Here is a 12,538-nt window from a genome sequence, read left to right on the forward strand (position 1 = left end):
GGCGGAGCCCGAGGGGAAACAAACGGGCTGGGTGGGTGGGAGAACCACGACACCCACAGCTGTCGTTTCGTCCCGGCAACCACCGCGATCGCGGGGCCGGGCGGAGCCCGAGAGGAAACAAACGGGCTGGGTGGGTGGGAGCTATACCGCAAGCTCGGGAGGGGGACGAAATCCCGGTCCCGGCATAAGCACGGCCCAAGTCGGGGCTCGTCCGATGAGTGCATGCGCTGCGGGTGTTCGCGCCACTTTCATTCGGTGATGATTCCGGGGTCGCTCATGCTCGGCTGGCCGTTTTCCATGTGTCCGGCCACGCGGCGGACGAAGGTCGGATCGGTGTCCGATGTGACCGTCAGGTCGTACCAACCGTGGGTTGTGGCGAGCGGCGTCGTGTGCGTGATGCTGGCGCCTGGCTTCAGCGGGTATGTTGCTGGGGTCGCGACGCCGTAGGTGTCGATGATCGTGAGCGCGCAGGGGGTGTCGCCGTTCGTGAGGGTGATTTCGAGCGTCTCGTCGCAGTGGACGCTGACCTCGGCCTGACCCGGAGTCCCTCCGAAGGTGCGCAGGAATCCGTTGGGCCCGTAGACCGACAGGTCAACCTGAGGCCACGCGCTCGTGAGTGTCTTGCCGGATTCGACGGTATACGTCCATGGGCCGCCTTCGCCTGTCACGTAGAACGTCGCTCCCGCCTCGCCTCGGTTCTCGAACTCGATCACGAAGGAGCCGTCATCGGAAGTCCGTCCCTCGACGCGCAGATCGTAGGGAAGCGCGCGGGCGGGGCGTAACCCTGGCTCCTGCTTGGGCAACGCGGGATCGGCGGGCAGCGGCGTCACGTGATCGGGGTGGCGTTTCCGGTCCCGTGGGGCCATGCCACTGGTGTCGGGGAGCGCCACGGGCACCGCGTCGGCCCGGGTGAAGTCGAACGCCGAGGTGAGGTCGCCGCACACGGCACGCCGCCACGGCGAGATGCCCGGCTCGTACACCCCGAAACGCGCCTCCATGAACCGGATGATCGACGTCAGATCGAACACCTCGGAACACACCCAGCCGCCCTTGCTCCACGGCGACACCACGATCATCGGAACCCGCTGACCCAGACCGTAGGGCCCGTTCAGGAAGTCCCCGCCCCCCGTATAGATCTCACCGGTGACATCCACCGTGGAACCCCCCTGCTCGGGAGACCCCGCCGGGTAAGGCGGAACGACATGATCGAAGAACCCGTCGTTCTCGTCGTACGTGACGAGCAGCACGGTCTTGCTCCACACCTCCGGGTTGGCCGTCAGCGCGTCCAGCGTCTGCGCGATATACCAGGCGCCGTAGTTCGCCGGCCAGTTCGGATGCTCGCTGTACGCCTCCGGCGCGGCCAGCCACGAGACCTGAGGCAGCCGCCCGCTGACCACATCCGCCTTGAATATGTCGAACAGCCCATCCCCGCCCTTGGCATTGGTCCCAGTACGCGCCTTCTCGTAGAGCGGATCACCAGGCCGCGCGTCCCGAAAGGAGTTGAAGAACAACAGGCTGTTGCTGCCGTAGTTGCCGATATAGGGCGCATGGTCGGTCCAGCCCCAGTTACCCGCCGCGTCCAGCCCGTCCCCGATGTCCTGATAAATCTTCCACGAGATCCCGGCCCTCTCCAGCCGCTCGGGATAGGTCGTCCACCCGTAGCCAAGCTGATCGTTCCGCAACACCGGCCCGCGACCAGCTCCATCGTTCCCCGTATGACCAGTCCACATGTAGAAACGGTTCGGGTCGGTAGGCCCGAGCACCGAGCAGTGGAACGCGTCGCACAAGGTGAACGCATCGGCCAGCGCGTAATGGAAGGGAATGTCCTCACGCGTGAGATACGCCATCGTCCCCGCAGTCTTCGCCGGGATCCACCGATCGTATTTCCCCTGGTTGAACGCTTCGTGCCCGCTGTTCCACTCATGGTCCAGATCCTCCAGGAACTTCCCGCCGAGCGGCCTCCCCTCAGGCCGGAAGGGCAGCACGTCCCGCGTACCGTCGGACTGATACCAGACCGGCTTCCCACTCGGCAGCACGACCGGCCGAGGATCGCCAAACCCCCGAACCCCGCGAAGCACCCCAAAATACTGATCAAAAGATCGGTTCTCCTGCATCAGCACAACAATGTGCTCAACATCCTGAAGAGTTCCGGTACGGGTGTCGGGGGCTATGGCGGCGGCACGCGCGATACTGTCCGACAACTGCATGGGGGACTTCCTTGCCGTAGTAAGCGCTGATCAAGAAGCAGCTTAGCGACGGCATTTGTCAGGACAAAGCCCCATCTTCACCTAACTTCAGCGAGTCGCACGGAAAACGGTCGACCCGCGAAGCTCGTGACGATCCACCTTGCTGAACAAGCTGCTCAGAGCGTCATAAAGGCGGAACAGCATGGGTTCGGGCAGCCGCAGACGGCGAGTTATCCAAGACGGCCGAGTCCCGCCATGCCAGGCGATCACCAGCTGCCCGCCCGGCTTGAGAACCCGGTCGAGTTCCCGCAACCCCGCCTCCAGATCAGGCCAGAGCGCGACATTGTTCACGCTGACCACCGCGTCGAAGTAGTCATCAGGGAAGCCGGTCGCGTCAGCCGTACCAAGACGGAGATCCACACGCCCAGCCCTGGACTTCCTGCGATTGCGAGCAGTGGCCAGGATCCGCATTTCAGGCGAAGGATCCACACCGTAGACAGTTCCGGCACGAGCGAGCAGCGCGACAAGCCTCCCAGGCCCGTAGCCCACTTCGAGCACGCGGTCATCGCGACCATTCGCGACCAGAGCGGCGATCTCCCGCTGCGGATTGGTGAGACTCATCACCCGCCCCGCCCAGCGCCCTCGACGGCCCTCCGGGAAAGCGAAAGGTGAACTGACAGGGCCTTCGACGGCCCATGAACGTAGTTGCCTCATTTCCATGCCTTCAGGCTGATAGTTCAAGCCGACTTGAAATTTCCATCGGCGAAGCCACCCGGCTGCTCCTCCCCGAGGAACATCACCCGTAGCCCTTCGTCGGCCCGCCGGGCTTCACCGTGGCCGCCAGGAACTCCGCGAACGTGATCTTCCCGGTCTTGTGCTCCGGCGCCAGGTGTATCCCCGCGCGATAGGCGGCGGCCGTCTTCCCCGGCACCCAGATGGGAACCAGGATCCGCCTCCGCCCCGAAGCCCGCAGATAGATGTTGACCATCTCCCGCAGCGGAAGCACCTCAGGCCCGCCCATATCAGGCACGCGCCCCGCCGGCGCCCCCAGCGCCAGCTCGACCAGCCGATCAGCCACCTCACCGGTGTCGACCGGCTGCACGCTCCACCCCGCCGGAACCGGCGCCACCGCCATCCGCGTCATCCCCTGGATCAGGAACCGCGCGAAATCATGGAACTGCGTGGCCCGCAAGATCGTGTACGGCAGCCCGGACGCCTCGATCATCTGCTCGACCTGGTACTTCTCCTGGTAATACCAGAACGGATGCCGATCGACCCCCACGATCGAGATGTAGACCAGATGCGTCCCCGGCGCCGCCGTCTCGATCAGATGGCGGGTGCTTTCGAGATCCGCGCCCTTGGTCCTCGGATCGCTGGCCAGGTGCAGGATCGTACCCACCCCCGCCACGGCCTCGGCCACACCCTCGCCCGTGGTCAGATTCCCCTGGTACGCCCCCGGCTTGCGGCTCAGCACCCGCACCTCGCGAGTCCCGTCCTTCAGCCGATCGACCACCTCACGCCCGAGGGCGCCGGTGCCACCGGTGACAAGTATCGATTCGTTCATGACCCTAAGAACCGGTCAGCCGCCCGGGATGTGACAGGTTCTGGGAATTCAGTTGCCGTGCGACATACCGGAGTTTGTCGGGATTGAGGACCGAACGCAGAACGAAGATCCGCTCTCCGTCCGTTTCGAACGCTGCCACTAAGACAACCCTTCCCCCGGCCCTCGCAACCAACCCTGGCTCACCGTTGACCTCGGCAAAGGTCAGTTCGGCGTGGACGGAGGCCTTTCCTGTCACGCCGGCCACGTAGCGCGCGACCTTGGCGGGTCCGAGCACCGCCCGCAGGGCCGCGCTCACCTGCCCGCCCCCGTCCGACCAGGCCGTCACGTCGGCCGCCAGCACCCGCTCCAGCGCGGCCAGATCGCCATCGTTGGCGGCCGTCAGGAACCGTTCCACGATCGACCGCCGCCGCGCCGCCGGGGCCTCGAACCTGCGCCGTTCCCCCAACCGGCGCTGGGCTCGGCCGTGGAGCTGGCGGCAGTTGGCCTCCGACAGGTCGAGCACAGCGGAGATGTCGCGGTAGCCGTACGAGAAGGCTTCGCGCAGCACGAAGACGGCGCGTTCCGCGGGCGTCAGCCGTTCCAGCAGGAGGAGGAAGGCCATCGACACCGATTCGCGGAGGAGGGCGGTTTCGGCGGGCGGATCCGGGTCGGTGAGGATGGGTTCCGGCAGCCATGGGCCGACATAGTGCTCGCGGCGGGCACGCGCGGAAGTGAGACGGTTGAGACACATGTTGGTGACCACTCGGGCCAGCCATGCCCCCGGCGCCTGGATCGCCTCTCGCGTCGCACCGTTCCATCGCAGGTAAGCGTCCTGAACGACGTCCTCCGCCTCGGTCGCGGACCCCAGCATCCGGTAGGCCAAGGCGAACATTCTCGACCGGTGTTCCTCGAACTCCGCGCCAGGGTCGTCAAACACGAGCCTCAGTCTGTCAGGATGGAGGGGTGAGCCCATCCCCGGCCGTGGTCCAGCCCGACCAGGAACTGATCATCGAGATTCTCAACGAGCTCGATATCGAGTTCACTTTCGACTCAGACGGCGACCTCGCCATCTCCACCGACGCGCTCACGGTCTTTTTCCTGTTCGGCGCGGAAGGTGACCTCTTTACCATTCGCACCTTCTACGACCGGCACTACTCGATCGACGAGAAGCCTCTGCTGCTGACCGCCCTGAACGAGTGGAACACCGACACCATGTGGCCGAAGGTCTACGCCTTCACCCCCGACAACGGCATCATCCGCGTCATCGGCGACGCCCAGCTCTACATCGGCGCCGGCGTCACCCGCGAACACCTCACCACGATCGTCGCCCACTGGGTCCGCTTCGCCATAAAGTTCCACCGCTGGCTCAGCGACCGCCTCTCCTTCGAGGTCGACTGAGCGCCTCGGACGTGAACTCCGCAGGATACGGCGACCTCTCGATCGCCTGTTCGGTGGTGATTCGTCCTTCCTGGAACAACCGGCAGAGTTCCGCGACCTGAGCGATCTCTTCCCGTTGCGTCCTGGCGAAGTCGGCGGTGACCGGATCTCCGTGGCCGGGGACGAGGGTCGTGGGCTTGAGCGCGAGCACACGATCCAGCGCTTCCGGCCAGACATCGGGAAACGCGTCGCCAAACGCGGGCGGAGCGCCTTGCTCCAGCAGGTCTCCCGCGAACAGCACGTGCGCGTCGGGAACATGGATTACCAAATCGTGCCCTGTGTGTGCGGGTCCCGGATGGATGAACCGAACTATTCGCCCACCCAGATCGACGTCGCCTTCCGGCGCGGACCTGGGGAGAACGATTCGTGCACGCCTTATTTGATCGGCTATTTCCGGCTTGTTCTCTTTTCGATAGCGAGTGACCCATTCCTGCCGCTGCCGCTCACCCGTCTCCTCCAGCTCACGGCGGCAGGCCGGATGCGCCCACACCTCATCCGACGGAAAGGCCGCGGTGCCGAAAGCGTGATCGAAATGCGCATGCGTAAGCACCACCACCCACGGCAGCTCAGTCAGTTCCCTGATCGCCCCCGCGAAAGCGGCCCCCTGAACCTCATCACCCCCGGTGTCCACCACCAGACAGGACCGCTCACCGACAACCAGCCCCAGCGAGAGATCCAGCTCAGCATGCCGCCGAACCCAGATCCCCTCTCCCACCTCGACCCACCATGCCTCAGCCACCCGGAGATTCTAGGCTGGCAGGTACGGCGAAGGCGGGCCCGCCGATCTGGTTCTGCTGTCATACGTGCATGACAACGACTCGCTGCTCTTTGGCGCAGCCATGTTCCTCGGTGAGCTGGTTCATGTCATCAGGGTCGCTGGTGAGAAGGATGACCGGCCGCGGCAAGTCCAGCGCGGTCGCGGCGACCACCGCGTCTATCGCGCAGCGATGACCTGACAGCCCTGCCGCTCCGAGCAACTCTCCGGCGCGACGGGCGATTTCTTCGGTGACCGGCACCTTGACCACTCGTGCCAGCACCCGGTGCACGAGAGCATCGCGCACCCCACCCCGCAGCACTTCCGTAAGGGTGATCGCACTGACCACGACCCTCGCACCGCGATTGCGCGCGACTTCCTGGTAGGCACGTACCCGCGGATCACCGGACGCGAGCTTGGACAACCCTTCACTGTCGAGAACGAGCGTGCCACCCGTGGCTAGACGGCGTCCGGCCACGCCGCCTCCGCTTCTGCCAGGAACTCCTCGGGAATTGGCCCGTGATCGGCTTCGAGCAAGGCGGAGAGTTCAGCCAGCAGGTCAAGTTCCAGTTGCCGGGTCACAGCGGCGGTCACGTACTGGCTGAACTCGCCGCGCCCCACACGCCGCTGAACAGCCGAAGTCAGCCCCTCAGGCATGGAAACGCTCACCTTACGAGCCCGGGCACCACGTCCAGAATGCGCGCTCTGACCGGCCGGGGAACCCTCAACGTGCTTCACGCTGTCCTGGAATGCCGGAGACGCCTTGACATCGTGCAGAAACGAGAGCACGGCGGCAAGATCAGCTGCGTCAAGACGCTTTCCCAGCTCTTGATAGAGCCGCGCGCCCGCAAGCTGATGACCTCGGAGATTGTCCTCCGGACTCGGTTCAATCGGCTGAGCACTCACAGCATGATGCTACCACCGGTAGCAACATAATCTCGATGTTCGTCTCATCGCTCCAGATAGTCGCCGAGGGGAACACCTCTGGACCAGAGCTGCTCGAAGTGGCCCGCTGCCCCATCTCCGCGCATCACACCGGTCGCTTCGTCGAGCCGACGGCGCAGGAAACACCCACCCCGAATCGTCTGGAAACGGCGTCTAGCGACCTGGCCCGGGCGCGACCGAGTCTGCGTTATGACGCGGTTCCTTCTAGCTCGATCCTGGGTGATGTGGCCTTCGGATTGACGCTGGAGATTGCTTCAAATGCAACACCGTCGGCTGACGCCAAAAGCGTCAAGGGGGAGCCGACCGAAGTCGGCTCCCCCATTCGACCTGGACTTTCAATCACAGCCGATCAGGTCGAATGATGCATCGGATGCGATTCCGCGCGGGTGTTAGCTGCAGCCGCTGGTGCTGCCGCAGCCCTCGCAGACGTAGCAGCTGCCGGCGGGGCGCATCTTGGTGCCACAGGTCATGCAGAGGGGGGCGTCGGCGGTGCGGCCCTGGTGGCTTTCCAGAGAGTCGACCTTGGAGCGGGTCGGGGTGGGGAGGGCGGTGGGGCGTGGGGTGGGCTTCTCCTCGATGGGGGCGGATTGGGCCAGGGCGGCGGTGTCGACGGAGTCGGTCAGGGTGGTGGGGTCTTCGCCGCGTTGCTGGGCTGAGCGTTCGGCGGCGGAGAAGATGCCCAGGGCGGCCCGGTCCTCGTACGGCAGGTAGTCCAAGGCCAGGCGGCGGAAGATGTAGTCCATCACGGACTGGGCCATGCGGACGTCGGGGTCGTCGGTCATGCCAGCGGGCTCGAAGCGCATGTTGACGAACTTCTGGGCGTAGGTCTCCAGCGGAACGCCGTACTGCAGGCCGATGGAGATCGCGACCGAGAAGGCGTCCATGACGCCGGCCAGGGTGGAGCCCTGCTTGGACATCTTCAGGAAGACCTCGCCGAGGCCGTCCTCGGGGTAGGAGGAGGCCGTCATGTAGCCCTTGGCGCCGCCGACCGTGAAGCGGGTGGTCAGGCTGGGGCGCTGGGCGGGCATGCGGCGGCGGGTCGGGCGCGGGACCTCGATGACCTTGACCTCGGGTTCCGCTATCGCCTCGTCGGCCTTCTTGCCGGCGACCGAGAGCGGCTGGCCGACCTTGCAGTTGTCGCGGTAGACGGCCAGCGCCTTCAGGCCGAGCTTCCAGCCCTCCAGATAGACCTGCTCGATGTCGTCCACCGAGGCGGATTCCGGCAGGTTGACGGTCTTGGAGATGGCGCCGGACAGGAACGGCTGGGTGGCGGCCATCATCCGGACGTGACCCATCGGGGCGATGGCGCGCTCGCCCATCGCGCAGTCGAACACCTCGTAGTGCTCCGGCCGCAGCCCGGGGGCGTCCACCACGTGGCTGTTCTCGGCGATGTACTCGACGATCGCCTCGACCTGCTCCTGCTGGTAGCCGAGCTGCCGCAGCGCCCGCGGGATCGTCTGGTTGACGATCTGCATGGAGCCACCGCCGACCAGCTTCTTGAACTTGACCAAGGCCAGGTCAGGCTCGATGCCGGTGGTGTCACAGTCCATCATCAAGCCGATGGTGTTGTGGCTCACCATGCCGTTCGCGACGTAGGTGACGTTTTCCGGGACCGACAGGTCATATGTCGGTTGCACGCCGCCGTCCTCATTGACGGACACGGTCTCGAAGGCGTAGTCGAGCACCTTCTTGGCCGACCGTCCCGGCTCCAGGGGAGCCAGCAGCTTCGCTTTCCGCTCGCCGATGAACCCGATGATCTCGTCGTAGTTCAACGCGTGGTCCACATTGCGGAGCCGGACCTGGAAGATGTCGCCACCGAAGCCAGAAACCGTCTTCCTGGTGGTGGTGACGAATCCCAGCGAAAGGAGCAGCGTACGGATCTCATCGGCGAAGGGCTCGGAAGCCGTCGAGACGCTCGGCACGCCTTCGAGCACGGTGCCGTCGGCCTCGAACAGGCCGCGAAGGAACGCCGCATAGATGACGGCGTCGTTCGTCTCGAGAATGGCCGAGGGCACGCGAGGGGTCCACCCCTTGCCGCTGTGGTCAAGCCCCGGCAGATCCTTGGCGAATCCGGAGGCCTGCCACCAGCGGGCCAGCCGTACGGACTGAAGCACGACCTCGTGGTACCCCTCTTGCTGGGTGACCACCGGCTCCAGGTTGAACAGTTCCTTGGAGATGATCCGCAGCCGATCGAGCACGTCGAGGTCTGTGTCCGCGACGCAGAGGCGGATCCCCTTGGCGTGCAGGCTGCCATCGCCCATGAAGTAGCCGACCAGTTCCGCCAGGTCCTCCGTCACCGCGTCAGGAACCCGCACGGCGCGATCTCCGGCGTAGTACGCCTGATCGAGCACCGGAAGCACCACCGGCCGCGGCTCGCCAACCAAGGTCCGAGTCTGCAGCGGCAGCACATCGCCCTCGGCGATGTCGGCGAGACGCTTCCACACCCACTCGCCGCTGTCCTGATCGACGACCTTGACCCGGTGCGTCAGCGTGCCCTGGATCTTGTATCCGCCCGCCGTGCGGATCAGCCGCGTCGGCTCCTCACCGTTGACGAAGAACTTCGTCGCCTGGCGAGGTCCCTCGTCCGTGGACACCGTCATGGTCAGGTCCTGCCAGCGGTCGCCGTACACATCGCCGATCTCCGCCAGCCGCACGAGACCGCGGTCCGTCGTGATCAGGGTGTCGCCCGTCAGGCAGCCGGTGGGCGCGAGTAGCGAGGCCTGCGCGTTCCGGTAGCCGTGCTTGTCGCCCAGTTTGAGGCAGTCGGCCCACTGCTTGCTGGCCTCGGTGTGGATGGCCCGGTCCATCGCGCCGACCGTGCGCAGGTCGTCGTTGGCGGCGGAGTGCTTGCGCATGACCCGCTTGTGCGGCTCGGCGTTCCGCTGGTACCCGTCGTACGGCCCGACGATTCCGGCCAGTTCGGCGGAGCGGCGGTAGGAGGCGCCGGTCATCAGCGAGGTGATCGCTCCGGCGATGGCCCGGCCGCCGTCGGAGTCGTACGCGTGGCCGGTGGCCATCAGCAGCGCGCCCAGGTTGGCGTAGCCGATGCCGAGCTGCCGGTACGCCCGGGTGGTTTCGGCGATCTTCTCGGTCGGGAAGTCGGCGAAGGTGATCGAGATGTCCATCGCGGTGATGATCAGCTCGGTCAGCTTGACGAAATTGGGGATGTCGAAGGTGTCGTCATCCTTGAGGAACTTGAGCAGGTTGATCGAGGCCAGGTTGCACGAGGAGTTGTCCAGGTGGACGTATTCGGAACACGGATTTGATGCAGTAATCCGGCCGGTTTCCGGACAAGTGTGCCAATCGTTGATCGTGTCGTCGTACTGCACGCCGGGGTCGGCGCATTCCCAGGCGGCCTGTGCCATCTTGCGGAAGAGGGACTGGGCCTCCACCTTCTCCAGGACCTCGCCGGTCAGCCGGGCGCGCAGGCCGAACTGCTCGCCGTTCTCCACGGCGCGCATGAACTCGTCGGAGACCCGGACCGAGTTGTTGGCGTTCTGGTACTGCACGGAGACGATGTCCTTGCCGCCCAGGTCCATGTCGAAACCGGCGTCGCGGAGGGCGCGGATCTTGTCCTCTTCGCGGGCCTTGGTCTCGATGAATTCCTCGATGTCGGGGTGGTCGACGTCGAGGACGACCATCTTGGCGGCGCGGCGGGTGGCGCCGCCGGACTTGATGGTGCCGGCCGAGGCGTCGGCGCCGCGCATGAACGAGACCGGGCCGCTGGCGGTGCCGCCGCTGGAGAGCAACTCCTTGGAGGACCGGATCCGGGACAGGTTGACCCCTGACCCGGAGCCGCCCTTGAAGATCACGCCCTCTTCCTTGTACCAGTCGAGGATAGACTCCATCTGGTCGTCGACGGCCAAGATAAAGCACGCTGAAACTTGCTGCGGCGACAGTGTGCCGACGTTGAACCAGACCGGGGAGTTGAAGCTGAACAGCTGGTGGACCAGCGCGTGCTTCAGTTCGTGGTCGAAGATCTCGGCGTCTTCCTCGGTGGCGAAGTAGCCGTGCTCGATTCCGGTGCGGGTGTAGACCCCGACCACCCTGTCGACCAGGGCCTTGAGGCTCCACTCCCGTTGGGGGGTGCCCACGGCGCCGCGGAAGTACTTCGTGGTGACGATGTTGGCGGCGTTCACGGACCAGAACTCGGGGAACTCGACCCCGCGCTGCTCGAAGTTGATCGAACCGTCCCGCCAGTTCGTCATGACGACGTCACGGCGCTCCCACGTGATCTGGTCGTACGGATGGGTGCCCGCCGTGGTGAAGATGCGCTTCATCTTCAGGCCCTTGGCGCGCGTCCGCTTGCCCCCGCGTGTGGATGTGCCGTTGACGGTCTCCGTCATGACTCCCCCTTCCAGGGCCTTCGCCCCTCGTGTTTCAACCGTTTGTCTTCAATGTGTCGCTTGTCTTGGACAGAAAGTCTTGATCTTTGCAGAGTCGAATCCGCCGCCTGCGAGATTGCGTTTCTGTAGTCCAGATCAGCCAATTCTGTTTAAGCCCGCGTCTTAAGTTGTCGTGTGTCGTAATTTGAAAATGTGTCGCTGGGCGCCCGCGAGAGGCGGTGCCCGGCGGAAGTTCAGTCGTTCGCGACGGCTCGGAGCCGTTCTATCTCGGCCTCGAAGTCGGCGAGGGTCTCGAAGCTGCGGTAGACCGAGGCGAACCGCAGGTACGCCACCTCGTCCAGCTCGCCGAGCGGGCCGAGGATCGCCAGGCCCACCTCGTGCGAGGGGATCTCGGCGGTTCCGGTGGCCCGGATGCTCTCCTCCACCTTCTGCCCCAGCTGGGCCAGCGCGTCCTCGCTGACCGGGCGTCCCTGGCAGGCTCTGCGGACCCCGGCGACCACTTTGTCGCGCGAGAACGCCTCGGTGACCCCGCTGCGTTTGCTCACCATCAGCAACACCGTCTCCTGGGTCGTGAACCGGCGGCCGCATTCCGGGCACGTCCGCCTGCGCCGGATGGCGCCGCCGTCCTCGGTCGAACGGCTGTCGACCACCCGCGTGTCAGGATGTCGGCAGAACGGGCAATGCATAACGCCCGCCTCCTTCCGGTTCAACTCCCCCGCGTCACCCCTGCTTCCCCGATCCGGCCCTCTCATCGGCCCTGGCACCGCTCGTGCCACAGGCCAGGTCATGGGACGCTCACGCACGCCCCACAGAGTCCTGTGGTGCGGGCAAGGAAACACAATAGGTGGTGAACTACATCGGTGTAATCACTAGATGTTGTGGTCCAAACCTAGAAGCAGCCAGGGTTGATCGCAAGTCGGCAACAGCGATCCAACCGGAGATCCGACCGAACCGGCAGCTCAACGGAACGTCTACGGCGAAACGTCGGGCGTGTCGAGCACACTGTCAGCCACACCGCCTTGGAAACCCTTGCCGGACTTCCACCCTTTCGGACGCTCACGCTCAGCCCGAACCTCCCACATGCGCGGAACCAGCGGGGCTCCCCCGTCCACGGATACGCTCGCACTCGAACTCTCCGCATTCGCGGGACTGACCGGGGTTCTCCCCGCCCACCCGCCCTTTGGGACGCTCGCGCTCGGCCCGGACCTTCCGCATCCGCGGGACCGGCACGCCCTCCCCCATCCGACCGTCCACAGAGACCAGCTCAACCTTCCTCATTCACTGCACCGGCGGGGGGGTCCCCGTCCGGCGGCGGCCACGGAGACGC

At 65.4% G+C, this 12,538-nt stretch carries 10 protein-coding genes and 1 pseudogene; 2 read left to right on the forward strand and 9 right to left on the reverse strand.

From position 1 onward, the window contains the following. Positions 1–248: 248 nt before the first annotated feature. From Amac_RS45055 to Amac_RS45070, 4 genes and pseudogenes are all read right to left on the reverse strand, one after another. Positions 249–2,210 (reverse strand): annotated as a pseudogene (locus Amac_RS45055) (phosphocholine-specific phospholipase C); the annotation flags it as partial. A gap of 84 nt (positions 2,211–2,294) precedes the next feature. Continuing rightward, positions 2,295–2,927, reverse strand: coding sequence for a class I SAM-dependent methyltransferase (locus Amac_RS45060; RefSeq protein ID WP_246269110.1), 633 nt, complete (start codon positions 2,925–2,927; stop codon positions 2,295–2,297). 55 nt (positions 2,928–2,982) lie between these two features. Then, complete coding sequence (locus Amac_RS45065; protein ID WP_155360595.1) at positions 2,983–3,750, reverse strand: SDR family oxidoreductase; 768 nt, start codon at positions 3,748–3,750, stop codon at positions 2,983–2,985. A gap of 4 nt (positions 3,751–3,754) precedes the next feature. Continuing rightward, entirely contained in the window at positions 3,755–4,666 is a 912-nt protein-coding gene (locus Amac_RS45070; protein ID WP_246269111.1) for an RNA polymerase sigma-70 factor, read from the reverse strand. A 26-nt stretch (positions 4,667–4,692) separates the two neighbouring features. Here Amac_RS45070 and Amac_RS45075 point away from each other — a divergent pair, with 26 nt between their 5' ends. Beyond that, positions 4,693–5,127, forward strand: coding sequence for a YbjN domain-containing protein (locus Amac_RS45075; protein WP_155348673.1), 435 nt, complete (start codon positions 4,693–4,695; stop codon positions 5,125–5,127). On the opposite strand, the gene Amac_RS45080 is transcribed toward Amac_RS45075, so the two are convergent. From Amac_RS45080 to Amac_RS45090, 3 genes are read right to left on the reverse strand one after another with little or no spacing between them, the layout of a single operon-like run. After that, the gene (locus tag Amac_RS45080; RefSeq protein ID WP_155360597.1) at positions 5,096–5,905 is read right to left on the reverse strand and encodes an MBL fold metallo-hydrolase; all 810 of its coding nucleotides are present in this window, start codon (positions 5,903–5,905) and stop codon (positions 5,096–5,098) included. The two genes, Amac_RS45075 and Amac_RS45080, sit on opposite strands and share 32 nt — an antisense overlap. Before the next feature lie 58 nt (positions 5,906–5,963). Next, positions 5,964–6,398: a type II toxin-antitoxin system VapC family toxin gene (locus tag Amac_RS45085; protein WP_155360598.1), complete on the reverse strand. Its 435-nt coding sequence runs from the start codon at positions 6,396–6,398 to the stop codon at positions 5,964–5,966. After that, positions 6,380–6,826, reverse strand: coding sequence for an HD domain-containing protein (locus tag Amac_RS45090; protein ID WP_218041672.1), 447 nt, complete (start codon positions 6,824–6,826; stop codon positions 6,380–6,382). The genes Amac_RS45085 and Amac_RS45090 overlap by 19 nt, the downstream gene beginning before the upstream one ends. 35 nt (positions 6,827–6,861) lie before the next feature. Between Amac_RS45090 and Amac_RS45095 the strand changes: the two genes are divergently transcribed. After that, complete coding sequence (locus Amac_RS45095) at positions 6,862–7,227, forward strand: hypothetical protein (protein WP_155360599.1); 366 nt, start codon at positions 6,862–6,864, stop codon at positions 7,225–7,227. Positions 7,228–7,254: 27 nt separating this feature from the next. Here the strand turns inward: Amac_RS45095 and Amac_RS45100 are convergent, their stop codons facing one another. Together Amac_RS45100 and nrdR are read right to left on the reverse strand one after the other, a co-directional pair. Beyond that, positions 7,255–11,211 carry a vitamin B12-dependent ribonucleotide reductase gene (locus Amac_RS45100; protein WP_155360600.1) on the reverse strand — a complete coding sequence of 1,319 codons (3,957 nt, stop codon included), beginning with the start codon at positions 11,209–11,211 and terminating at the stop codon, positions 7,255–7,257. A gap of 233 nt (positions 11,212–11,444) precedes the next feature. Beyond that, positions 11,445–11,897: a transcriptional regulator NrdR gene (nrdR, locus tag Amac_RS45105; RefSeq protein ID WP_155348670.1), complete on the reverse strand. Its 453-nt coding sequence runs from the start codon at positions 11,895–11,897 to the stop codon at positions 11,445–11,447. Positions 11,898–12,538: the final 641 nt, after the last annotated feature.

Origin of the sequence: Acrocarpospora macrocephala (assembly GCF_009687865.1) — a bacterium.
Lineage (GTDB): Bacteria > Actinomycetota > Actinomycetes > Streptosporangiales > Streptosporangiaceae > Acrocarpospora > Acrocarpospora macrocephala.